Annotated in this window: 26 protein-coding genes; 17 read left to right on the forward strand and 9 right to left on the reverse strand. The window is 58.5% G+C overall.

The window, feature by feature from the left end:
- Positions 1-25: 25 nt before the first annotated feature.
- Genes SMC1_RS00060 through SMC1_RS00075 form a run of 4 tightly spaced genes read right to left on the reverse strand, consistent with a single transcriptional unit; the run spans position 26 to position 2,581 of the window.
- Complete coding sequence (locus SMC1_RS00060; protein WP_119084779.1) at positions 26-853, reverse strand: NAD+ synthase; 828 nt, start codon at positions 851-853, stop codon at positions 26-28.
- Positions 850-1,689 (reverse strand): nitrilase-related carbon-nitrogen hydrolase, encoded by an 840-nt coding sequence (locus tag SMC1_RS00065; protein WP_119084780.1) that lies wholly within the window; start codon positions 1,687-1,689, stop codon positions 850-852. Before SMC1_RS00065 ends, SMC1_RS00060 begins: the two co-directional genes overlap by 4 nt.
- The gene (locus tag SMC1_RS00070; protein ID WP_119084781.1) at positions 1,686-2,252 is read right to left on the reverse strand and encodes a QueT transporter family protein; all 567 of its coding nucleotides are present in this window, start codon (positions 2,250-2,252) and stop codon (positions 1,686-1,688) included. Before SMC1_RS00070 ends, SMC1_RS00065 begins: the two co-directional genes overlap by 4 nt.
- A complete protein-coding gene (locus SMC1_RS00075) occupies positions 2,249-2,581 on the reverse strand; it encodes a hypothetical protein (protein ID WP_119084782.1) in 333 nt (110 codons plus the stop codon). The genes SMC1_RS00070 and SMC1_RS00075 overlap by 4 nt, the downstream gene beginning before the upstream one ends.
- A 96-nt stretch (positions 2,582-2,677) precedes the next feature.
- Here SMC1_RS00075 and SMC1_RS00080 point away from each other — a divergent pair, with 96 nt between their 5' ends.
- The 6 genes from SMC1_RS00080 to SMC1_RS00105 all read left to right on the forward strand — a co-directional run bounded on the left by SMC1_RS00080 (position 2,678) and on the right by SMC1_RS00105 (position 6,871).
- Complete coding sequence (locus SMC1_RS00080; protein WP_165845014.1) at positions 2,678-2,932, forward strand: metal-sensitive transcriptional regulator; 255 nt, start codon at positions 2,678-2,680, stop codon at positions 2,930-2,932.
- Positions 2,933-2,983: 51 nt separating this feature from the next.
- Positions 2,984-3,319, forward strand: a complete 336-nt coding sequence (gene trxA / locus SMC1_RS00085) for a thioredoxin (protein WP_119084784.1) — start codon at positions 2,984-2,986, stop codon at positions 3,317-3,319.
- 104 nt (positions 3,320-3,423) lie between these two features.
- The gene (hrcA, locus tag SMC1_RS00090; protein ID WP_119084785.1) at positions 3,424-4,452 is read left to right on the forward strand and encodes a heat-inducible transcriptional repressor HrcA; all 1,029 of its coding nucleotides are present in this window, start codon (positions 3,424-3,426) and stop codon (positions 4,450-4,452) included.
- 3 nt (positions 4,453-4,455) lie between these two features.
- Complete coding sequence (locus SMC1_RS00095; RefSeq protein WP_119084786.1) at positions 4,456-5,181, forward strand: RsmE family RNA methyltransferase; 726 nt, start codon at positions 4,456-4,458, stop codon at positions 5,179-5,181.
- Positions 5,178-6,509 carry a MiaB/RimO family radical SAM methylthiotransferase gene (locus SMC1_RS00100; protein ID WP_119084787.1) on the forward strand — a complete coding sequence of 444 codons (1,332 nt, stop codon included), beginning with the start codon at positions 5,178-5,180 and terminating at the stop codon, positions 6,507-6,509. The genes SMC1_RS00095 and SMC1_RS00100 overlap by 4 nt, the downstream gene beginning before the upstream one ends.
- Entirely contained in the window at positions 6,506-6,871 is a 366-nt protein-coding gene (locus SMC1_RS00105; RefSeq protein WP_207799236.1) for an HIT domain-containing protein, read from the forward strand. The genes SMC1_RS00100 and SMC1_RS00105 overlap by 4 nt, the downstream gene beginning before the upstream one ends.
- On the opposite strand, the gene SMC1_RS00110 is transcribed toward SMC1_RS00105, so the two are convergent.
- The 4 genes from SMC1_RS00110 to SMC1_RS00125 form a co-directional block, all read right to left on the reverse strand.
- Positions 6,868-7,368, reverse strand: coding sequence for a ferritin-like domain-containing protein (locus SMC1_RS00110; protein WP_119084788.1), 501 nt, complete (start codon positions 7,366-7,368; stop codon positions 6,868-6,870). The genes SMC1_RS00105 and SMC1_RS00110 overlap by 4 nt on opposite strands.
- Entirely contained in the window at positions 7,365-9,677 is a 2,313-nt protein-coding gene (locus SMC1_RS00115) for a DEAD/DEAH box helicase (RefSeq protein WP_119084789.1), read from the reverse strand. The genes SMC1_RS00110 and SMC1_RS00115 overlap by 4 nt, the downstream gene beginning before the upstream one ends.
- Before the next feature lie 86 nt (positions 9,678-9,763).
- The gene (locus SMC1_RS00120; RefSeq protein WP_119084790.1) at positions 9,764-10,057 is read right to left on the reverse strand and encodes a hypothetical protein; all 294 of its coding nucleotides are present in this window, start codon (positions 10,055-10,057) and stop codon (positions 9,764-9,766) included.
- Between the two features lie 140 nt (positions 10,058-10,197).
- Positions 10,198-10,533, reverse strand: coding sequence for a roadblock/LC7 domain-containing protein (locus SMC1_RS00125; protein WP_119084791.1), 336 nt, complete (start codon positions 10,531-10,533; stop codon positions 10,198-10,200).
- A 337-nt stretch (positions 10,534-10,870) separates the two neighbouring features.
- Between SMC1_RS00125 and rpsB the strand changes: the two genes are divergently transcribed.
- From rpsB to ispG, 8 genes are read left to right on the forward strand one after another with little or no spacing between them, the layout of a single operon-like run.
- Positions 10,871-11,677, forward strand: coding sequence for a 30S ribosomal protein S2 (gene rpsB, locus SMC1_RS00130; RefSeq protein WP_119084792.1), 807 nt, complete (start codon positions 10,871-10,873; stop codon positions 11,675-11,677).
- On the forward strand, positions 11,677-12,288 hold the full coding sequence (tsf, locus tag SMC1_RS00135; RefSeq protein ID WP_119084793.1) for a translation elongation factor Ts: 612 nt from the start codon (positions 11,677-11,679) through the stop codon (positions 12,286-12,288). The genes rpsB and tsf overlap by 1 nt, the downstream gene beginning before the upstream one ends.
- 22 nt (positions 12,289-12,310) lie before the next feature.
- Complete coding sequence (gene pyrH, locus SMC1_RS00140) at positions 12,311-13,027, forward strand: UMP kinase (RefSeq protein ID WP_119084794.1); 717 nt, start codon at positions 12,311-12,313, stop codon at positions 13,025-13,027.
- A complete protein-coding gene (frr, locus tag SMC1_RS00145) occupies positions 13,028-13,582 on the forward strand; it encodes a ribosome recycling factor (protein WP_207799237.1) in 555 nt (184 codons plus the stop codon).
- A 14-nt stretch (positions 13,583-13,596) separates the two neighbouring features.
- On the forward strand, positions 13,597-14,301 hold the full coding sequence (gene uppS / locus SMC1_RS00150; protein WP_207799238.1) for a polyprenyl diphosphate synthase: 705 nt from the start codon (positions 13,597-13,599) through the stop codon (positions 14,299-14,301).
- Complete coding sequence (locus SMC1_RS00155; RefSeq protein WP_119084795.1) at positions 14,298-15,488, forward strand: 1-deoxy-D-xylulose-5-phosphate reductoisomerase; 1,191 nt, start codon at positions 14,298-14,300, stop codon at positions 15,486-15,488. Before uppS ends, SMC1_RS00155 begins: the two co-directional genes overlap by 4 nt.
- Before the next feature lie 3 nt (positions 15,489-15,491).
- Positions 15,492-16,514 carry a M50 family metallopeptidase gene (locus tag SMC1_RS00160; RefSeq protein ID WP_119084796.1) on the forward strand — a complete coding sequence of 341 codons (1,023 nt, stop codon included), beginning with the start codon at positions 15,492-15,494 and terminating at the stop codon, positions 16,512-16,514.
- A 2-nt stretch (positions 16,515-16,516) separates the two neighbouring features.
- Complete coding sequence (gene ispG / locus SMC1_RS00165) at positions 16,517-17,560, forward strand: flavodoxin-dependent (E)-4-hydroxy-3-methylbut-2-enyl-diphosphate synthase (protein ID WP_119084797.1); 1,044 nt, start codon at positions 16,517-16,519, stop codon at positions 17,558-17,560.
- 125 nt (positions 17,561-17,685) lie between these two features.
- On the opposite strand, the gene gltX is transcribed toward ispG, so the two are convergent.
- Complete coding sequence (gene gltX, locus SMC1_RS00170) at positions 17,686-19,128, reverse strand: glutamate--tRNA ligase (protein ID WP_119084798.1); 1,443 nt, start codon at positions 19,126-19,128, stop codon at positions 17,686-17,688.
- Positions 19,129-19,244: 116 nt separating this feature from the next.
- Here gltX and SMC1_RS00175 point away from each other — a divergent pair, with 116 nt between their 5' ends.
- From SMC1_RS00175 to SMC1_RS00185, 3 genes are all read left to right on the forward strand, one after another.
- Complete coding sequence (locus SMC1_RS00175; RefSeq protein ID WP_165849083.1) at positions 19,245-19,505, forward strand: putative signal transducing protein; 261 nt, start codon at positions 19,245-19,247, stop codon at positions 19,503-19,505.
- Between the two features lie 484 nt (positions 19,506-19,989).
- The gene (gene speD, locus SMC1_RS00180; protein WP_119084800.1) at positions 19,990-20,415 is read left to right on the forward strand and encodes an adenosylmethionine decarboxylase; all 426 of its coding nucleotides are present in this window, start codon (positions 19,990-19,992) and stop codon (positions 20,413-20,415) included.
- The gene (locus SMC1_RS00185) at positions 20,393-21,319 is read left to right on the forward strand and encodes a spermidine synthase (protein WP_119084801.1); all 927 of its coding nucleotides are present in this window, start codon (positions 20,393-20,395) and stop codon (positions 21,317-21,319) included. The genes speD and SMC1_RS00185 overlap by 23 nt, the downstream gene beginning before the upstream one ends.
- Positions 21,320-21,401 lie beyond the last annotated feature (82 nt).

The raw sequence follows: 21,401 nt of genomic DNA on the forward strand, positions 1-21,401 counted from the left end.
GATCAATGCCTTGAGGTGGCGCGGACTACTTACGCCAGTCGCGCGGGTAGAGGAAATCGATGCCGACGGTGCGCTGCGACAGCTTGGCGATAGGAGGAGGGACGCGTTTGAACTGGGATGTCAGAATCTTGCGCTCGACCCGTTGCACAAGGTCGAGTTCGAAGCCTTCCGAGTTGACTTCGGCGGACGAGCACCGCTGGTCGACCAGGAGGAACAGGACCTGGTCGAGCGTCTCGTAGCTCACGCCGATTTCTCCCTCATCCGTCTGGCCGGTCCAGAGGTCGGCGGAAGGCAGCTTGGCGATGACCTGCTGCGGCAGTCCGAGGTGACGCGCGAGTGACCGCACCTGAGTCTTGTACAGGTCGCCGATAGGCATGAGGGCACATGCCATGTCACCATACCACGTCGAGTAGCCGACCAGCAGTTCGCTCTTGTTGCTGGTTCCGACGACGAGGGCGTTCTCCTTCTTCGACTGGTCGAAGATGACGGCCATGCGCAGGCGAGCCAGCAGGTTGCCCGTCCGCAGCCGGTCGATGCCGGGCTGCAATGCAAGGTATGCATCGGCCATGCCGCTGATGTCCAGCTCCTGCCAGGGAATGCCACAGAACTCGAACATCGTATGGGCATCCCGCTTGCTTTCAGCTGAACTGGCCTTGTAGGGAAGGAAGATGGCGTGAACATGGTCGGCTCCGAGAGCGTCGACGGCCAGTTTGAGCACCAGCGCAGAGTCGAGTCCACCGGAAAGGGCGATGCACGCCTCTGTGAACCCGCTCGTGTGCAGCTCTTCCTGGACGAAGCGTTTGAGATAGTCGTAGACAAATTCGTTGTTGAGGGCGAGGGTATCGGGTGTCATGAGTTCCTCCTCGTTTCCAGAGCATGGCGTACGATTGCCAAGTCTTCCTCCCGGCGAATGGGAAGCTGGTAGCGGTGTCGTGCAATGTGGGACGTGTCGATGGTCCCGAGGAGCTGCACTGCCTCAAACCGTGGGGCCGAGACGGTGATGCCTCCGACTGGGTCGCTCAGAGCCGAACCTCCGTAGAAGCCGAGCCCGTCGTCGAATCCAACGCGGTTCACGTACACGACGAACATCCCGAGAAACGTGCTGGCCGAACCGAGGGCCAAGCTGACGGTCTGCTCGATTGCCAGTTCCTCGCCGCCAAATCCACGTGCCGGCATGGCACTGGGCGCCAGTAGTAGCTCCACGCCGAGAGCTGCCATCGTGGACACCTCGAGGGGATGGAACAGGTCACGACAGATGACGATGCCAGTGCGCCCGAAGCGTGTGTCGAAGACCGAGAGTTCCTTCCCGCGTCCAAGGAACTTGAGTTCCTCGAACATGCCGTGTGTGGGCAGGTACATCTTGCGGTGGACGTGGCAGACTTCACCGGCATCCATGAAGAACGCACTGTTGTAGGGAATGCCGTCTTCGCCTTCTTCGACGAAGCCTGCGCAGATCGCGATGTGGCGCGAAAGCTCACGGAGGCCGGCGAATTCGGGGCAGTCGGCGCGGCGCATGACGTCAAGCGTCTGGTCCTTGAGCAGGTATCCGGAGAGTGACAGCTCGGGAAACACAATCAGGTCGGCGCCGGCTTCACATGCTTGCTCCGTCTGGGCGACGTGCATCTTCACGTTGTATTCCAGGTCACCGCACGCAGGGTTCACCTGGGCAAGAGCGACGGTATAGGTCATCGAACTTCCCCCACGGGGCGGATATTGTGACGGACCAGGACAAGTACGGGAAGGCCGAGAAGAATGACAACGGCCGCCTCACCAGCCAGGATCGAGAGCGCCACCGGCACGTAGACTCCCCAGGAGAAGTGCGCCAGGATGAAGCGCAACCCCGCCGTGAGGCTGTGTGTGAGAGGCAGGTTCTCAGCGCCCGGCAGGGTGAGTGTCGATACGTAGGCGGACACGATGAGCGCGTTGAGGACGATCGGCGGTATGGCTGCCAGCCAGAGCTTACCGGTTCTGCGCAAACGTCTTGTGAGAAGGGCGGCCAGCGCAGTCACACTGGTACCGATAACGACGTCGATGAGGCCAAACGGGGAGAACAGGTTGGCGACAAGACAACCGACGACCACGCCAACGACTGCCTCGTCGAGCAGAAATGGCAGTAGGACTAGAGCCTCTCCCAGCCGGAACTGCACGGCTCCATAGCTGATGGCATTGAAGGGTGGAACCATTGTGAAGACGATGTACATTGCGGCAATGAGGGCGGCGCGGGTAATCTGGACAGTGCTGTGCCGGTTCATTCTGGAGATTTGCGCTCGCTGGGAAGAGTTGTCGCTGTGGTATCGGCGATGTCCTTGCTCTCGCCGCCTGTTTTCAGCCGCTTGTTCTGGTCAAGCATCATCGCGCGAAACCTCTTCCGGAGGGCTATGTCGCCGGCGAAAGCGATCACTGTGGCAAGCAGCAGACCGATGAAGAAGGAGGCGTAGGCTACTGCTTTGACTGACGTCTGTATTGTCGGGAAGAACGGAATCGGCAGCTTAACGGGCTCTATTGGCAACTGGCCAATGACGACTGCGAGGACGGCAAACACGACAAGAAGAACGACCAGACTGGTCAACACTCGCTTCATATAACACCTCCAGACTCTACCCTATTCTACCCTATTATACTATAGGAATTCTTGACAACGGCAACTTTCTGCCTACTATACCCCAAGGGGTATATGATGGAGAAGACAAAGGTCTTGCATAGCCTTCGACGTGTCGAAGGGCAGTTGCGCGGGATTCAGAAGATGGTCGACGAAGGTCGTCCGTGCGATGAAGTCCTTGCACAGCTTGTGGCTGCTCATGCGGCCATAGGTCGCATCGGAACCGACATCCTTCTCAACGAAGTCGGCTGTCGCGTGCAACAGGATCTTACCCCCGAGAAGGAACTGGAGCGCCTGGAGAGACTTCTTCTCACATACAGTGGGCTCAAATAGAGTGGCGAAGCAGACATGGCATTGAGCAGACAATCCTGCAAGGAGGAACACATGGAAGACAACGAGATTGTTGCAACAACCGCGAATTTTCAGACCGAGGTACTCTCTTCTTCGCTACCTGTCCTGGTCGATTTCTGGGCTACGTGGTGCGCCCCATGCCGCATGATTGCACCAGTCGTTTCTGAGATTGCCAATGAATATGCAGGTAAGTTGAAGGTCGCTCGTCTGAATGTGGACGAGAATCAGGAGATTTCCGCTCGCTATGGTATCATGAGCATACCGACGCTGGCATTGTTTAAGGGCGGCGTCGTCGTCGACCAGGTTGTCGGCGCCGTTCCAAAGCGGGCCATCACAACGAAGGTCGACGCCCTGCTCCAGAAGAGTTAGGACACCTTCACAGTCCTCGAGAGCGGGCGGTTGCCTTTGTGGCGGCCGCCCGCTTCTTGCTTGTCAGCCCGGCGCTAATCGGTACAATAGATGAGGTGAGATAGATGTTCCTGACAGAACGGCAGAAGCGCATATTGCTGGCCATCGTCCGGAAGTACATGGACGACGGCGAGCCTGTCAGTTCGGGATTCGTAACCAGCCAACTGGGCAACGACCTCTCGTCTGCGACGATCCGCAATGAAATGGCGGAGCTTAGCAGCATGGGATATCTTCAGCAGCCTCATGTATCCGCCGGGCGCGTTCCGACGGTCCTGGCGTATCACATGTATATCTCGGCATTCCTCGTCGAGGCGACGCGTCACCGCATGTTCACTGGACCGATGGATCTCCCACTGCGGTACGAGAGTCTTCCACGTCTGTTCGACGGTGTGGCGACGGCCGTGTCTGACCGCACGAAGAAGGTGAGTTTTGTCCTGTCTCCCCCGATCAACTCTGTGACTCTGCGTCATGTCAGCCTCGTGCCGTTCAGTGAAACAGTGCTCATGCTGGTCTTCATCACTGACCGCGAGAGCGTCGAGGGATACAAGCTGCTTGCTCCGGCAGACACGACTGAGCAGGAACTCGCAGACATCAATGCCATTTTTGCCAGGGAACTCCGCGGGAAGAGCCTCGAAGAGGGCATTCATACCCTTCGCTTTGGCAACATGCTGCCACAAGACTTTGCTCTGCGCTATGGAGGTGTTCTGGACGCCGTGGCCCAGCTTATGGAAGGCGAGTTGCGCAAGGGAGAGAGTCAGATCTTTGTCCGGGGTATCGAACAGATGCTGAGCGAGCTTCCCGATGACCAGGTTGCAGCGTTTTCCACACTAAGCACCTTCCTGAGTCGCGAAGAGGTCGTGAAACCCTACCTGAACTCGCTGAGCGATCGGGGAGAGATCAGCCTGTTCATCGGAGAGGAGAACCAACGGGAGGAACTGAGGAGCTTCAGCCTCGTGTCGGTGAGCTACTCGCTTGATTCGAACCAGAGGGGCGTTCTCGGTCTCGTCGGCCCCATCCGCATGAACTACATCCGGGCCATCACGGTCCTGGAGAGTTTCGCAGGATACCTCGGCAGGGTCTCGGGTAGCGGCTGACACATGCCGGCGTTCGAGGTGGGTCGGTCGCTCAGGCTGGGCGAACATGTCATGCTTGGGGGCACGCCTGCTGCACACCACATTGCAGATGTCCTCCGTGCTCGTCACGGCGAACGGATCGTCCTGTTTCACGCAGGAGAACTGTATGACGCGGTTGTTGAAGATGCCTCCAGATCCGGCCTTGCCGTTTCCGTGGCGGGCGTCCGCCAGTCGCCCTTTTCCCTGCACCCCGTCACCCTTTTGCAGGCAATCATCCGACCTGCACTGCTCGATGACGTTGTCCACGTTTGTGCTCCGCTGGGAGTGCATCGTTTCGTCCTGTATGCCGCTGAGCGCAGCCAGCCATGGAATGTTGCCGGGCGGCTCGAGCGCCTGAGTCAGGTGGCTCTGTCTTCGGCCGAGCAGGCCGAGACAGGTAACGTCCCAACAGTCGAACTGGCAACAGGGCTCCAGGGTGCTTTGTCATGTGCCGGCCCTGTGGACAGCCTGATCATGATGTCTCCTCGCGCAGCCTCGACCATGATGGGACTTGCGCGTGACGGGACATATGCTCTGGATGGTTCGGTTGCGGTCGCAGTAGGCCCGGAGGGTGGGTTCTCGGGGCCCGAGGAGGCTCTGCTCATCGAACGAGGCGCCTTGGCCGTTCGCCTCAGCACAGGCATTCTCAGGAGCGAGCTGGCCGGGTTCGCCACCATGCTCATGGTGCGGGAGTTGCAGGCGACATCATGAAGGTGTTCATCTACACGCTTGGTTGCAAGGTCAACGAGGTCGACTCCGAACTCTATGCACAGGAAATACGTATGCTGGGCGCCGAGACGACCATAACGCTGACTGAAGCCGACGCCGTTATCGTGAACTCGTGTAGTGTCACGAACCGGGCTCAGGCTCAGAGCCTGCAGTTTGTGCGCCGTGCCCTGCGCGAACGGCCGGGTGCCCCCGTGTATCTCACCGGATGCGGGGCAGCACTGCTGAACCTGACACGTACGCAAGCTCCTGCCGGTGTCGCCGTCGTTGCCATGCGTGATCGAGCGGAAGTGGCGAGGTTTGTCGTCGGCTCAGGTGACACAGCCCAGACCGTTGCGCGATGGGTCGACGGGCGCATCCGGAGAGCGGGCCCTCGCAACCGCGTGGATGTGCGTGTTCAGGAGGGCTGCGACAACATGTGCACCTATTGCGTGGTACCGTTTGTGCGTGGCTCGCGCCTGGAATCCAAGCCGGTCGACATGGCAGTAGACGAAGTCATGGGGTTGGCGACGGCAGGTGTCAAGGAAGTTGTGCTGACCGGGACGGAGATAGGCAAGTATGGACAGACGCCACTCGCATTGGAAAAACATGCTCGTGAGGAGGTGCAGGACAGGCTGCCCGTCCTGCTGGAAAGCATGCTGAGGGCGCTTGAGGCTGCAGGGCTTCCGACTCGTGTACGCATCAGCTCGCTGAACCCGGACGCGATCACGGAAGCACTGGTCAGCCAGTTTGCAAACCATGGCGCGCTGTGTCCGCAGCTGCATCTTCCCTTGCAGAGCGGCAGTGACGCAGTGCTGAGGCGCATGCGTCGGCCGTACGCATCGAAGGACCTGCTCGGCAGTGTGCAACGCCTGCGGGCGGTCGATCCGTCGTTTGCCCTGACGACAGACGTCATCGTCGGGTTCCCCGGCGAGACCGAGCAGGACCTGCAGGATACCTTGGACGTGGTCCGGCTTGCGGCGTTCGCCAAGGTCCATGTCTTTCCCTATTCACCTCGTCCGTTCACCCCTGCGGCGCGTGAAAAGAGTCAGGTCCCGGCGGGAGTCGCGAAGGAGCGGCTGCACCGTGTGCTTGAGGTCGCGGAGCAGACGGGCATGGCATTTGCCCGTCGGTTCATCGGTCGGGACGTAACGATTGTATCGGAGAAGTCCTCCCCCGGGGAGGTCGAAGGGTACTCAGAGCACTACCTCTGGACGGAGGGACGGACGCACGGGAACGAGATGCTCGAACGCGACAGCTTTGTCGTCGTTCGTGTCGAGGGCTGTCACTTCGACGGCGACCGGGTCGTCCTTTCCGGGGGCGTAGCCGCATGATGGGCGCGAACGAACAGGACTGTGTCTTCTGCCGTGTCGGCCGGCATGAAGCGCCGGCCGAATATGTCTACGAGGATGAGACGGTCTTCGTCATCAAGGACCGATTCCCGAAGGCGCCGGTACACCTGCTCGTGATCCCCCGCAAGCACATCGCTCGCATCGATGCTCTCAGCACAGAAGACAATGGACTGATCGTTCACCTCTTCGAGGTTGTCCGGCTGATCGCGGTCAAGTATCACCTTGAAGCAGGGTATCGCGTCATCATCAATTCCGGCGCCGAAGGTGGACAGACCGTGTCACACCTGCACGTTCACCTCATAGCGGGCAAGTGTCTGGGGTTCAGGGAGGATGCTGCTCTCTAGAACGGTGCGAAACGGTTCTCCGCCCAGATGCGCTCTTTGAGGAGGTCGTATGCCTTCTCGAGAAGATGAAGGTGGAGTTTCTCCCATTCTTCCAGCTGTCGGTAGAGTGAAGCCTCGTCGGGCTGGGTGGCCTTTTGGGCCGCTGTATGATAGAATTCCCATGAATTGCGCTCAAGCAGCATACCCGTGTGAATCGCGGAGGCTTCGTGCTGCGAGAGATCCTTTGCGCTGCGCACGGCGTCGACCAGGACTTCATCGTGAGTCGTCTCTTTCAGTGCTCCGAGTCCAGTGATGTCCAGCATGCTGCCTGCCTGCACGTGGTCCAGTTCCTTGTTGATGTACTGCCGGTGTTTCTCCTCCTGCTCGGTCAGATAGACGAAAACGTCACGCACCGCCCCTTCGGGCAGGGTGCCCGTTGCGTCGCGGTAGAACAGCCATCCTTCGATTTCCAGCTGTAGTGCATCCTTGAGAAGAGCAACCATTCCTTCTTCGCTCATTCGCCACCTCTAGTGGTCGTGTCGAGTTTGTCGAGCAGGAGCCCGAGCAGAACACGTGCACCATTCTTGTCCAGCGGCTTGTTGTTGTTGCCACACTTGGGCGAGTACACGCAGCTTGGACAGCCATCCTTGCAGGGGCACTCGGTTACTCTGTCCAGTGCAAGGTGTACGACGTCGTGAAAGCGTCCGTATGCCGATTCAGTGAGGCCGACGCCTCCAATATGTCCATCGTAAACAAAAATGCTGGGTTTCAACGTATCGCGGTGAAGAATGGTGGAAATGCCCCCGAGATCGCGCCGGTCGCACAGCACGACGATCGGCATCAGGGCGATGAGCAGGTGCTCAGCGGCATGCAGGCTCCCTGCGATGTCGTAGCCACCTTCCTTGAGCGTATCGAGCATGGCGTCAGGGACAGTGATCCAAAGCGCCATCGTCTCATAACTGATCTCGGGCGCCTCGATGTATTCACGCCCAACCTCGGTCTCGATGTGAAAGCTCTTCTTGATGAAGCCGACCGTCTGCTCGGACACCACGACCTTGCCAAACGACAGGCCGACGTTGCCGTAGTCGTGGTGCTCCCGTTCGTTCTGGACGACGACGTCACTCCGGATAATTGCATCGGTGTAGTAGTTCTGCGTTGTGGGGATGGCATGGACGACCTGCTGTTCGTGATCATTGTCCGTGACGAGATACGAGTCTCCCTGATGGAGGAACACGGCACCGGGGTAGAATTCCTCGATGACCTTGTAGGCGTCGGCTTCCTCGATGACCTGCCCGTCGCCTTGGTTCAGAATGTGGTAGCGTTTGTCCGACAGCGTCCGCAGGCTGACGAACCGGTGGGGATAGGTCTCCGTCGATACGACGAGCGGGCCACGGGCGCGCAGCTTCCCGTCTGCCTCCAACTGTTCAACGAGCGGCGTGTACTGCGGGCCGAAGTACTCGACATCGATTGCTGCTCGCAGCGGGAGTTCATATGCCGCGCAGCGGAGGTGAGCGCTCAGGATGTACTCGTTGCCAGGGTTGATCGTCGGCGTGCCGAAGCGGCCTGACGACAGGAATCCCGGCGTCTGAACAACATATTGGTCGAGAGGGTTCGATGACGCCACAAACACGGACAGCGAATGGTCTCGTTCGCGCCCTGCCCGTCCCATCTGTTGAAAGAGGCTGGTCACGGAACCAGGGTAGCCCGCCGTGATCGACACGTCGAGGTGTCCGATGTCGATGCCGAGTTCGAGCGCATTGGTCGCGATGACGCCGGTCAGCTCGCCGGAGGAAAGACGGTGTTCGATGCCCCTGCGAACAGCAGGGAGGTAGCCTGCGCGGTAGGTCGCGACGCGGTCCCCAAGGCGCTGGCCCTTGCCTGCTCCGGCATCCCTGACGTACTTGTACAACAACTCTGCTTCCTGGCGCGATTTCGTAAAGACGATCGTTCGCACGTCTTCCTGAACGGCGCGCTGAAAAAGCCACAGCGCTTCCTTCATGACGCTCTTGCGGATGTTGTTCTGTTTGTCGACGATCTTCGGATTGAAGAGCAGGAGGGTCTGCTGTCCCTTGGGAGCTCCGGACGAATCCACGTTGTGGACGAGTTCTCCAGTAAGCTGGGAAGCGAACTTGCCGGGTTCGTCGATGGTAGCGGATGTGACGAAGAACACGGGGTGGGCGCCGTAGAAGTTGGCCAGTCGCCGAAGACGCCGCAGGAGCAGGGCCATGTGCGAACCCAGGACGCCATGGTAGTAGTGACCTTCGTCGACGACGATGAACGCCAGTCCGCGCATGAACCGTGACCAGCTCTCGTGATACGGCAGAATGCTGTAGTGGAGACTGTCGGGGTTGGAGAGGATGAGGCGTCCGAACTTACGTAGCTGGCGCCTCGCATCGGGCTCGGTATCGCCATCATAGACGGCGGTGTTGATGCGTTCCATGCATCGTTCCATTTCCCTCAACTTGGCCAGCTGGTCTTCGATAAGCGCCTTTGTGGGGTAGAGGAACAGAGCTGTTGCCCCCGGATGCTTGAGGAGATGGTCCAGGACCGGCAGCTGGAAGGCGAGGCTCTTTCCGCTCGCAGTGGGGCTGACCACCGTTACGTTGTAGCCGTCGCAGGCTCTGTCGAAACAGGCGCGCTGGAAGGCATACAGCTCGCGGATCCCCTTGTCTGCAAGGTCGGCTGACAAGTCGGGGTCCACAGCAGGCGGCAGAGGGGCGAACGTCGCTTCCCGCGCTTCGAAGTCCAGTCGGCCGACAATCTGGCCATCATAGTTCTGTGAGGTCGTCAGCTCTCGCAGCAGGAACTGCAACTCATGTTCTGTCATGAAACCAGTGTACCCGCAACGGGGAAGACAAAAAGGCGTGCGCGGGGAGCGCACGCCTTTCGACGGCTTCTATGGGGAGAGAAAGCTCAGGCGTTGTTGTCGCCGATCTTCTTGAGTTCTACCTGTTTTGCAGCTATCTGAGCTTCAAACTCGACGACTGCCGCCTGGACGGTGACGAATGCGCCGGTGATGTTATCGATGGTGTTTCCCTGCTCAAGCATGGCGTACACGTTCACGCCCAATTCCTGCTTCGCGTCTTTGATCTTACCCTGAAGACCTGCGATGTCCATCTTCAGTTTTGTGCTTGCCGCCAAGTCCTTTGCTCCGTCGGCGACCTTGCCCGCAGCATTCTTGAGCTTGTCCATAAAACTGTCCGGCATGGTTCCTCCTTGTACATTGTCGCGTACGCGTAGCGCATGTTCGTGAGAACAGCCCATTGCGTCCGAGTGGCACCACAATACGACCAGAGATGTCGGCTGACCGACAGTGCCGCGCCAGAAATGCCCGCGCGCAGCAGCGGCTACATCTGTGTTGTGAGCTGGTTGGCCGCCTTGCGAAGCTCGATACGCAGACGCCCGAGGTTCACTTCCGAGTTCGTGAGAACCACGAGAAACGCGTCGGGCAGGTCGATCATGAAGGCTTTGCCTTTGTCACTCTCGAGAGTAATCATACCAATCGTCCCTATGGCCATAATGCCAGATGTCGTCGAAGCGTTCTGAAAAACGCTTGCCGCCATGCCGGCGACAGACTCCTCATCCTGGTCTAGAGCGCTGGCAATGACGAGGCCGTCCTTGCTCACAATGGCACTCCCTGTCACACCCATTTCCTTGTTCAGGTTCCGCAAGACTTCTTCCATTGTGCCTCCTCATGCCCCTCTCGTGCTCTTTCGCAGGCGCGTGTCCTTACAAAGAAAGGCGGGCTTTCTGTCTCTCTTTTCATTGTAGAGACGATGAAATGCAAGTCAATTGTAGAGAAGCTCCGCATCCGGATATCTGGACACCGCATTGCCTGCACGTCGACGTCCAAGGCCCCTGCGTCCTCCCAGTCGTCACAGCGCCTCGCTTGCCAGCAGCGGCATTTTCTGGTACAATTGCCATGCAAGATTCCACACGCCCGGGATTCTGGAGTGTTCCGCATTGCGGTTCTCCGGAAGGTGAACGAGCGGAGGCAAAAAACTAACAGGAGGCACTATTGTGGCAGTTGTAACGATGAAGTCCCTGCTCGAGGCAGGCGTGCATTTTGGTCACCAGGTCCGCAGATGGGATCCACGTATGAAGCATTTCATCTTCACGCAGCGCAACGGCATTCACATCTTTGACCTTAAACAGACCGTCGCCAAGCTCGACGAGGCGTACGCGTTTCTTTCGAAGGTTTCGCGCGAAGGTGGCAACGTCATCTTCATTGGCACCAAGAAGGCTGCACAGGATATCGTTCGCGAAGAAGCGACCCGTGCAGGCGCCTGGTATGTCAACGAGCGCTGGGTCGGCGGTCTTATGACCAACTACGCCACTGTTCGCAAGAGCATCGACCACTTGAAGCAGATCGACCGCGAAGAAGCCGATGGCGCTGTCGAGGCGATGGGAATCAAGGAACGCACGAAGACCATGAAGTCCAAGGCTCGCCTGAGCAAGCTGTTCGGCGGTCTTCGTACCATGGAAGGTCTTCCTCGCGCCATCTATGTCATCGACACTCACAAGGAGCATAGTGCCATCCAGGAAGCACATGCGCTTGGCATTCCGGTGGTCGCCATCGTCGACACCAACTGCAACCCTGACGAGATCGACTACGTGATTCCGGCAAACGATGATGCAATCAGGTCTCTCCGTCTCATCACCGCGCTCATGGCCAGTGCCCTCATCGAGGGACGCGAAGGCGTGCAGCAGTCCGAGGCAAACGAGGAGCACGCCAGCATGGCCGACTTCGCCCATGAAGCTGAGAAGGCGAAGGAGATAGCGGTAGAGGTAGAGAACAGCACGGACGACGAGAATGAGGTGAGATAATGGCAACGATTGATATGCAGACTGTCAAGACCCTGCGCGAACGAACCGGCGCCGGTGTCCTTGACTGCAAGAAGGCACTCGTAGCTTGCGATGGGAACATCGACAAAGCTATCGACGTGCTGCGGGAGAAGGGACTGGCCAAGGCTGTTTCCAAGTCGTCACGTGAGGCTGGAGACGGCATGGTCTTCACCTATATACACGCCGGTGGCAAGCTGGGAGTCCTGGTCGAGTTGAACTGCGAGACCGATTTCGTCGCCAAGACCGAGGAGTTCCAAGGTCTGGGCAAGGAGATTGCGATACAGGTCGCGGCCACGGATCCTTCCTTCATTCGTCCGGAGGACGTTCCGGCAGACGTCGTCGAGCATGAGAAGGGTCTCTACCGCGTTCAGCTCGAGGCTGAGAAGAAGCCGGAGCAGGTCTGGGAGAAGATCATCGAGGGCAAGCTGGGAGCGTATTATAAAGAGAACTGTCTGATGCGGCAGCCGTATATCCGTGATGAGAGCAAGACGATCGAGGATCTCATCAAGGCGATGATTGCCAAGACCGGCGAGAACATCGTAGTCGCGCGGTTTGCGCGCTTCAAAATTGGCGGCAAGCCCGCAGTCTGCTAGTCTTCGACATACACTCACACCCATGGCGGCGTTGTACAAGAGAGTAGTGCTGAAACTCAGTGGCGAGGCTCTGAAGGGCAGCGGCGCCTCTGGCATTGATTTCTCGGTACTGCAGTTCATCTCGCGAGAGGTGGAGCAGCTTCTTGGACTCGGCGTGCAGGTCGGTGTGGTCATCGGCGGCGGAAACATCTGGCGAGGAGCCAACGCCGAAGGTACGGGTCTGGACCGTGCCACGGCCGACTACATGGGGATGCTGGCGACCATCATGAACGGACTGGCGCTGCAATCGGCGTTCGAGCAGGTGGGACTCGAAGCGAGGGCAATGTCGGCATTGCGTCTGGATCAGGTCTGTGAGCCGTACATCCGCCAGCGGGCTCTTGAGCACCTCCGCAGGAATCGCGTCGTCATTTTTGTAGGAGGGACCGGTCTCCCGTATTTCACGACGGACACCGTGGGTGCCCTTCGAGCCATTGAAGTCGGAGCGGACATCTTTCTGAAGGGCACAAACGTGGACGCAGTCTACTCGAGCGATCCACGCACGGATAAAATGGCGGCGCCCTACCGTCAGCTGGGGTACGACCAGTTTCTGGCACACCATCTGAAGGCGATGGACGCGACAGCCGTCTCTCTTTGCCGCGAGAATCATCTCCCAATTCTGTTGTTCAACATGAACAAGCCCGGTAACATTGTCCGGGCGGTGATGCAAGGCGACATTGGAACTCTCATTAAGGAGGCTTAGGTGGACAAGTACTTCACGCCAATCGATGCGAAGATGCAGGCTGCTCATCAGGCACTTCTCAAGGACTACTCCGAGATTCGCGCTGGTCGAATCACGCCGGCCTACGTTGATGGTGTCGTCGTTGAGGCCTACGGACAGCGCAACCCTCTGAAGGATGTCGCTACAATTTCGGCTCCACAGGCGAAGATTCTTGTCGTGGAACCATGGGACAAGAGCCTGTTGAAGGAAGTTGAGCGCGCTATTCTGAAGGCCAACATCGGCGTTACGCCCACCAATGACGGCCAGCGTGTACGGCTCGTCTTTCCGGATCTGACTCTTGACGAGCGGAAGAAGATGGTAGCGCGTATCTCTCAGCTCACAGAGAAGTTCCGTGAAGAGATCCGCTCCGTTCGGCGTGATGTTCGCGATGACATCAAGGCGAAGGAGAAGGCAAAGGAACTCTCCGAGGATGAGCAGCATCGGCTTGAGGAAGAGCTCGACAAACTTACAGACAAGCACATCACAGAGGTCAACAAAGCCTTCGAAGCCAAGGAGAAGGAGATCCTGTCTCTGTAGGGACGCCTGACGTCGTGAGCACAAGCAGTCAGCTTCATGTCGCCATTGTGATGGACGGCAATGGCAGGTGGGCGGTCGAGCGTGGACTGCCTCGAATTGCCGGCCACAGGCAGGGCGCTCAGGCAGTACATGACATCGTGGCGGCTGCGCCTGGGTTGGGCGTGACCGCCTTGACCATTTTTGCCTTCTCGACGGAAAACTGGAAGCGACCGCCGGATGAAGTGAGCTACATCCTGCAGCTGTTCGTCTCGATGGTTACGAAATGGTTGCCAGAGCTGATTTCTCAGCATGTGCGTGTGCGGATCATCGGAGATCGTGCGGCGTTGCCCGGCGACGTCAGCGCTTCGGTCGAGGCAATCGAGAAGCGTACGGCGTTCTGCGACGGTCTTCATCTCAACGTCGCCCTCAACTATGGAGGACGGGCTGAGATCCTGCTCGCGGCAAAGACGTTTGCTGCCGAATGTGCAGCGGGAACGGCGGCGCCTGAAGATCTTACCGAAGACAGGTTCGATTCGTATCTGTGGCTGAGGGGTGAGGTTCCCCCCGATATTGTTGTCCGTACCGGGGCAGAGTCGCGGGTATCCAACTTTCTGCTGTGGGAGATGGCCTATGCCGAGTTGTTCTTTCTGGACGTGCTCTGGCCGGATTTCACGCCGGCGACGCTCGACATGATTGTGCACAAGTTTAAATCCAGGAACCGGAGGTTCGGTGGCTCATGACAGGCAGCAAGGGTCTTGTGCTCTTTGGTTCGACGGGTTCCATTGGAACCCAGATGCTGGATGTAGTACGCGCTCAGCCCGAGCGGTACCACATCGTCGGTCTCACCGCGCACACCAACGACGAACTGCTCGCTGAGCAGGCGGTGGCCTTTCGGCCGCGCTTCGTCGCAATGTCGGACGATGCCGCGCGTGAACGGCTGATGATCAGGCTGGAGCGTCATGATCTGAGTATCCCGGTGGCCAGCGATGAGGACCTGCCCTCGATGCTCAGCAGGGTCGCTCTTGACATGCCTGTCGTCGCGGCAGCTTCCACTGACCTGGCGCAGGTCGTCTACGATCTTCTGCGATTGGGATTACCCATGGCCATCGCCAGCAAGGAACTGCTCATCACGCTGGGGGACCTGCTGGAGCCATTCAGGGCACAACTGCGTCCTATCGACAGTGAGTTGTCGGCGGTCTGGCAGTGCCTTGCGGGTGAGGATCCCGAAACTGTCGAGCGCGTTGTACTGACTGCATCGGGCGGTCCATTTCGAACGAAGCCGGCGGCAGAGCTGGACAGTGTGACAGCGGTACAGGCGCTGGCGCATCCCTCGTGGCGGATGGGCCGCAAGGTGACCGTCGACTCGGCGACGCTGTTCAACAAGGCGCTCGAGTTGGCTGAAACGCACGTGCTTTTTGGTGTCGACCCCTGGCGGATCACTGCAGTGCAGCACCCCCAGTCCGTGGTCCACGGTCTGGTCGAGTTCCGGGATGGCACCACCCGTGCCGTCGTGTACCGTCCCGACATGCGCGTCGCCATTGCATATGCATTGTCGGTTCCCGATCGCCCTCTGCACGAACAGGTGACCCGCTTGCGCCTGGAAGAACTGGGACAGCTTACGTTCGAGCCCATCGACGCGAAGTTTGAAGCTTTTGCCATTGGCCGTGAGGCAGAGATGCGCTCTCCACGGTCCATGCTCGCGCTTCTTGGTGCGGACGAGGTGGCTGTTTCACGCTTCCTCGTTGCACAGGGGACGTTTGGGGATATAGTGGCAGTCCTGCGATACGTGCTCAGCGAGGTCGGGAACGAGGTCCTCAATCCGAGTGTCCGAGCACATGTCGAAGCCGTCGCCCACGGGCGCCAACTGGCTGAAGAGTGGTATCAGAAGAGATACAGCACTCAGCCGGGCAACCGGGAAGGAGTCTGATCTGTGCAGATAATTGTTACGATCCTCGCGTTTGTGTTCAGCTTCACGCTGGCGACCCTGTTCCACGAGGGTGGCCACATGCTCGCCGCGGCCGCTTCCCATACGCAGACCGAGGAATTCGGACTCGGGTTTGGCCGTACCGTGTGGTCCCGTACGTGGCGCGGAACGGTCTTCAAGATCAACGCGTTGCCGATCCTTGCATATGTGAAGATCAAGGGCATGGAGTCCAATTACGACGCACCCGACGGTTTCTATACGAAGGGATGGTGGGCTCGCCTCTTTACGATGGTTGGCGGCATGCTTGGCAACCTGGTCCTGGCGTTCCTCATTTTCAGCATCGTGTTCTCGACGCTTGGAGACCCGCGTGCATCCACCAAGGTGGGCACGGTGACGCCTTCCTCTCTCGCAGAAGCGGCAGGCCTGAAGGCAGGTGACAACATTCTTGCCATCGACGGCGTGCCCATGAAGGATTTTGACCAGATCTCGGCTGCCGTCCAAGCCAGCGAGAACAAACAGATCGACATCCGCGTCGCTCGCAATGGATCGCAGGTCGACATCCTCGTGACCCCCGCACTGGATGCGAACCTCGGCTATGTTGCGATCGGCTATGGGCCTGGGTTCGTTCGCTACAACCCGTTCAAGGCTGTCTGGCGCGCGCTGACGTTCACAGGAGAATACATCGTCACCTACATCAAGGCGCTTCCACTGCTGTTTACGAAGAGAGGTATCCAGTCCCTGACCGGCCCTATCGGCATTGCCCGCATGACGGGTGAAGCCGCCATGAGCGGGTTCATGAGCCTGTTATGGCTGACCGGCATCATCTCGGTGGCCATCGGGCTGACGCAGCTTCTGCCCATTCCAGCGTTGGACGGCGGCTGGGTCCTGTTCCTGCTAGCAGAAGCCGTCATCCGCCGCCGCATCTCGCCGGAGCGCCAGGGGACAATCCAGAGCATCGGCTTGTTCGTGCTTCTCGGCATGATGGTCCTGATCTCGATCAAGGACGTGGCGGGAATCTTTATACGGTAGCGATGGAACGTCGCGTGTCGCGTGTCGTCAAGGTGGGATCCGTGGTCATGGGTGGCGACCACCCCGTCGTCGTACAGACGATGACCAAGACGGATACCCGTGATGTCGCGTCGACCGTCCGTCAGATCCAGGAGCTGGAACTTCGTGGATGTGAACTCGTTCGCCTCGCGGTCAAGGATATTGAAGCGGCTCGGGCCCTGCGGACCATCAAAAGGGAGGTGTCCATACCGTTGGTTGCCGATATCCACTTTGACCCACGCCTTGCACTAGCGTCCATCGAAGCCGGTGTTGACAAGATCCGCCTGAACCCTTCCAACATCAAGGACCGGGCGATGGTGCGTGAGGTCGCCAGGACTGCGAAGTCGGCGTCCGTCCCGATCCGCGTTGGCGCAAATCTGGGGTCGATGGACCCTGAGCTCACGCGTTCAGAACGAGCCCATGCCCTCGCTGAAGAAGCGCTGGGAGAAGCGCGATTTCTGGAGGAAGCGGATTTCCATGACATCGTGGTGTCCGTGAAGAGCAGCGATGTCCGCGAGATGGTGGAAGCCGTGCGTATTGTTGCAGGCTGCAGCGACTACCCTCTTCATCTTGGGGTCACGGAGGCAGGACCGCTGAGACAGTCGCTTGTCAAGAGCAGCGCCGGGATCGGTTCCTTGCTCCTCGAGGGCATCGGCGATACGATTCGGTACTCCATCAGCGGCGACCCGGGTCTGGAGGTCGACGCGGCATGGACGTTGCTAGCAGGACTAGACCTGCGACGACATGGCGCACAGATTGTGTCGTGCCCGACATGTGGCCGTTGTGAAGTCCCCGACATCCTGTCCCTTGTGGCTCAGCTCGAGGAACGGCTGGGTGAGATCGTGAAGCCAGTGACCGTTGCCCTCATGGGTTGCGTCGTCAACGGTGTCGGTGAGGGGAAGGCGGCAGATGTCGGCATTGCCTGCGGTCGTGACCAGGGTGTCCTCTTTGTGCGTGGCGAACCCGTCCGCAATATCGAGCCTTCCGCCTTCATCGACACTCTTATCGCCGAAGCCAACAAGCTGTAGTCCCTTTCGCACTCCTTCCCCTGTTGCGCCTCTGCGTACGCGCTCCAGTTCGATGAGCTTCGACATAGAAACAACCCCTCCGCAAGAGCAACGCTGAGGGGTTGTGGTCTGGGGTGAAGAGCTGGCTAGAGAGCCAAAGCTTTTTGCAGGCGCTCGTGAATCGAGGATGGCTCCAACATCAGGAACAGCTTGACGATCTCCGGGCCGTCCTTGGCGCCAAACAGCGCAACACGGATGGGACTGTAGAGCTTCTTGGCAGGGAGTGGAATCTGGTTGCGAAGGTCTTCCACCCAGGAGCTCATTGCGTCATTGCCTTGGCCGAATGGGATAGCGGCGAAGTGTTCCATGAGGTACTGCAGGACCTGTTTTGCCTCAGGCGAGCCGATGACTTCCTGCGACTTCTCGTCTGTGATGACGACGTCTGGCTGGACGATGTTGCGAGCGAGGTGGAAGAGATCCGGGAGGACCTGCGCATTGCCCTTGGTGAGGTCGATGGCGGTCACCGTCTTGTCTTCAGGGAGCCCGCCGAATACTGCAGCATACTGTTCGGCGAAGTCCTCCTTGAGGATCGTCAGAATGGCTGTGGCATCTTTTCTGGTAAGGTACATGTGGTTCATCCACGTCAGTTTCTTCTTGTCGAAGACGGCGCCGGACTTGCCCACGCCCCCGAGCGAGAACTCTTTGATCAGCTCGTCCACGGTGAAGAACTCACGGTCGTCCTTGGGGGACCATCCGAGAAGCACGAGGTAGTTGATGAGTGCCTCGGGCAGATATCCTTCAAGGCGGTACTCGCCTACGGAGACGGCGCCGTGTCGCTTCGACAGCTTGCTGTGATCCGGGGCAAGGATGAGCGAGACGTGGGCGAACTGCGGGACATCGAAGCCCAGTGCCCGATAGATGAAGACCTGGCGTGGCGTATTGGACAAGTGCTCTTCTGCTCGGATGATGTGCGTGATATTCATCAGCGCGTCGTCGATGACGGTCGCGAAGTTATAGATGGGAATACCATTTTGACGGGCAATGACAAAGTCATCGAATTCCTCTGACTTGAACTGGACGTCGCCCCGAATGAGGTCGTGGACGACGACGTCTTCCCGTGGAATGCGCAGGCGGATCGCGTACGGCTTGCCTTCCGTGATGTTCTTCTCGACCTGTTCAGCACTCAGGTGGGCACAGGTGCCGCTGTATCGATAGATACGGTGTTCGGCTTCCGCTTTGCGGCGTTCGGCCTCGAGTTCGTCCTTGGTGCAGAAACACTGGTACGCTTTGTCCTCATTCAGCAGCTGCTGGATGTACGTATCGTAAAGGGGTTTGCGCTCAGTCTCGCGGTAGGGGCCGAGACTACCGCCTTTCAGGAACCCTTCGTCCCAATCCAGGCCCAGCCAGCGAATGTCGTCGAGCATCGAGTCGATGTTCTCTTCGGTCGACCGTTCGAGATCGGTGTCGTCGAGGCGCATGATGAAAGTTCCGCCCTCGTGTCTGGCATACAGGTAGTTGAAAATCGCTGTCCGGGCATTGCCGACATGAATGTGTCCGGTAGGGCTCGGTGCGTAGCGTACTCTGACCATAGGTACCTCCACAACTGATTCTCACATATTCTATGGTCATGGACCCAAAATGCAATGATGAAGCTGTCACCGGGGTGCTTGTGGTACAAGCTGCCATCCTACGCTATACTCATATTATGGATACAAAACTGATTGCCATCACGACAGCTTCAGATGAAATGGAAGCAAACATGATTGTTGGCCTGCTTGCTGCTGGCGGGATTCCCGCCATGGCCAAGCGCTCGGTCAGGGACGGGTACGGCACTGTCTACCAGGGTCCCTTTGGGTCATTCGACATCCTGGTGGACGAAGAGAATGCGACGGCAGCACAGACAGTTCTGGACGCCGAGGATGTGCCCGGCGAACTGGACGAGAAGCCGGACATTCCTGCAGACTGAGCGTATCTCGGCCCCAGCGGTTGCCTGATCGAACCTGCGGCGCCGAGCCCGCCTCCTTGCCGCCAGTTGCCGGAACAACACTCGTGGCAATCGCTGTCGTTGTCCAGGATGTTCCGTCTCAGACGCTGTAGAGCGGAAGTTTACTAATGCCGTTCTCGTTTGCGCGGAACAGGATCGCCTAGTTGACACCCGTCATTAGAGACCGCATCATGGTTCAATCGGTGCGATTTGCTGTCTACGTTGATTCCACCGGATCGATTCCTCCCTGCAAGTGCTCGAGCAGTCTGCCCTTGGGGAGCAGACCCACTGGGCTGGGGTGTCGGGCCAGACGCGAGCCCGACTTTCCCTCGCGCGCCTTGTTACGGACGTGCAAGCGTGAGGCCCATCGTCATTGCAATCCAGTCGATTGCTGGTATGATGCTACACGTTAAAGTAACGTCCTCATCCTTACTTTACTAATCTTTGAAAGGGGGTGGTGGTCGAAATGCGCACCGAAGGTAGACACATGGTAGTCGAGGTCTCTGGGTGTAATCCGGATGTCCTGAACGATCTGGACAGAGTTAAGGAGATCTTGCGCGAGTCTGCTCTGCAAGCGAATGCAGAGATCCTGGAATTGGCGTTTCACCATTTTACTCCTCAGGGGGTTAGTGGGGTAGTAGTGATTTCCGAGTCACATCTGTCCATTCACACATGGCCTGAGTACGGATACGCTGCCCTAGACGTTTATACCTGTGGAGAAAAGACCGATCCATGGCGGGCCATGGAGTATGCCGCTGAGAAATTTGAGGCAACGACAATCGTCAAGACGGAGATTGCTCGTGGACAGGAGATTGAGGGACGCCCAGGCGTTTATGGGCACTCGGTCGTCGAGACGGAGGTTATGAGAGATGGCGTGGCAGTGGTATCATGACACGTTTGAGCCCGGGGAGGTCCACCTCCACGCGCTGACTGGCGTGATCGCCACCAGGAAGACCAAGTATCAGACGGTAGAAATCGTCGAGTCTGAGCACTATGGCAAGATGTTGATTCTCGATGGCGACTGCCAGAGTTCGGTAAAGGACGAATACATCTATCACGAGTGCCTGAACGAGCCGGCCATGGTATGCCACCCGGACCCGCGCAGGGTGCTTGTCGTCGGCGGCGGCGAAGGCGCGTCTCTGCGCGAACTGCTGCGCTTCAAGTCGGTCGAGCACATCGACATGTGCGACATCGACGAGGAAGCCAACCAGTTGTATGAGCAGTACCTGCCGGAGTATCATCAGGGCGCGTTTCACGACCCTAAGGTCAGCATGCACTTCGAGGACGCCCGCAAGTTCATCGAGCGTCAACCTGACCACTCCTACAGCGTTATCATCGAAGACCTGACCGATCTCTTCGAGGGTGGGCCGTCTATTGTTCTGTTCACGAAGGAGTTCTATCAGCACGCCTTCCGCGTTCTGGACGAGGGGGGTACTCTCTGTGTTACTTCGTCGTATCTGAAGCCGACGAACGTTGCAGTCCACAAGAGGATTCTGGATACCATCCGTTCGGTTTTCCCGATCGCCCGTTCGCTGTATTCCTATGTTGGCGCGTACGATGTTCCCTGGTCATATATCCTGGCTTCCAAGAAGAACGACCCACTGGACATGGATGCCGCGACGGTCGACAGGATTCTGGCTGATCGCGTTGGGGACACCAGTGCACTGAAGTTCTACGACGGCGTGACGCATGAGCGCATCTTCCGCATGCCCAAGGACATACGGAGCATGCTCTCGACACCCGGCGAGCCTCTCGAAGACGGCAAGTTGCTCGGCATAGCTCCAAAGGGCATCTAGAGTTACAGGTTTACGACGCATGTTTCAGCCCGCCCTGACAGGGGCGGGTTTTTCGCTAGCGAGATTTGTGCAAGATTTGCTA

The organism is Candidatus Cryosericum septentrionale (assembly GCF_003570995.1).
Classification (GTDB): domain Bacteria; phylum Caldisericota; class Caldisericia; order Cryosericales; family Cryosericaceae; genus Cryosericum; species Cryosericum septentrionale.

Bases quoted from the DNA above. Each gene is read 5' to 3' on its own strand.
- SMC1_RS00125 (WP_119084791.1), bottom strand. From the start codon at position 10,533: ATGGAAGAAGTCTTGCGGAACCTGAACAAGGAAATGGGTGTGACAGGG.
- SMC1_RS00175 (WP_165849083.1), top strand. From the start codon at position 19,245: ATGGATACAAAACTGATTGCCATCACGACAGCTTCAGATGAAATGGAA.
- SMC1_RS00115 (WP_119084789.1), bottom strand. From the start codon at position 9,677: ATGACAGAACATGAGTTGCAGTTCCTGCTGCGAGAGCTGACGACCTCA.
- SMC1_RS00060 (WP_119084779.1), bottom strand. From the start codon at position 853: ATGACACCCGATACCCTCGCCCTCAACAACGAATTTGTCTACGACTAT.
- trxA (WP_119084784.1), top strand. From the start codon at position 2,984: ATGGAAGACAACGAGATTGTTGCAACAACCGCGAATTTTCAGACCGAG.
- SMC1_RS00105 (WP_207799236.1), top strand. From the start codon at position 6,506: ATGATGGGCGCGAACGAACAGGACTGTGTCTTCTGCCGTGTCGGCCGG.
- SMC1_RS00110 (WP_119084788.1), bottom strand. From the start codon at position 7,368: ATGAGCGAAGAAGGAATGGTTGCTCTTCTCAAGGATGCACTACAGCTG.
- SMC1_RS00065 (WP_119084780.1), bottom strand. From the start codon at position 1,689: ATGACCTATACCGTCGCTCTTGCCCAGGTGAACCCTGCGTGCGGTGAC.
- hrcA (WP_119084785.1), top strand. From the start codon at position 3,424: ATGTTCCTGACAGAACGGCAGAAGCGCATATTGCTGGCCATCGTCCGG.
- SMC1_RS00155 (WP_119084795.1), top strand. From the start codon at position 14,298: ATGACAGGCAGCAAGGGTCTTGTGCTCTTTGGTTCGACGGGTTCCATT.
- pyrH (WP_119084794.1), top strand. From the start codon at position 12,311: ATGGCGGCGTTGTACAAGAGAGTAGTGCTGAAACTCAGTGGCGAGGCT.
- SMC1_RS00080 (WP_165845014.1), top strand. From the start codon at position 2,678: ATGGAGAAGACAAAGGTCTTGCATAGCCTTCGACGTGTCGAAGGGCAG.
- SMC1_RS00070 (WP_119084781.1), bottom strand. From the start codon at position 2,252: ATGAACCGGCACAGCACTGTCCAGATTACCCGCGCCGCCCTCATTGCC.
- SMC1_RS00120 (WP_119084790.1), bottom strand. From the start codon at position 10,057: ATGCCGGACAGTTTTATGGACAAGCTCAAGAATGCTGCGGGCAAGGTC.
- SMC1_RS00095 (WP_119084786.1), top strand. From the start codon at position 4,456: ATGCCGGCGTTCGAGGTGGGTCGGTCGCTCAGGCTGGGCGAACATGTC.
- SMC1_RS00075 (WP_119084782.1), bottom strand. From the start codon at position 2,581: ATGAAGCGAGTGTTGACCAGTCTGGTCGTTCTTCTTGTCGTGTTTGCC.
- SMC1_RS00185 (WP_119084801.1), top strand. From the start codon at position 20,393: ATGGCGTGGCAGTGGTATCATGACACGTTTGAGCCCGGGGAGGTCCAC.
- speD (WP_119084800.1), top strand. From the start codon at position 19,990: ATGCGCACCGAAGGTAGACACATGGTAGTCGAGGTCTCTGGGTGTAAT.
- ispG (WP_119084797.1), top strand. From the start codon at position 16,517: ATGGAACGTCGCGTGTCGCGTGTCGTCAAGGTGGGATCCGTGGTCATG.
- tsf (WP_119084793.1), top strand. From the start codon at position 11,677: ATGGCAACGATTGATATGCAGACTGTCAAGACCCTGCGCGAACGAACC.
- SMC1_RS00100 (WP_119084787.1), top strand. From the start codon at position 5,178: ATGAAGGTGTTCATCTACACGCTTGGTTGCAAGGTCAACGAGGTCGAC.
- gltX (WP_119084798.1), bottom strand. From the start codon at position 19,128: ATGGTCAGAGTACGCTACGCACCGAGCCCTACCGGACACATTCATGTC.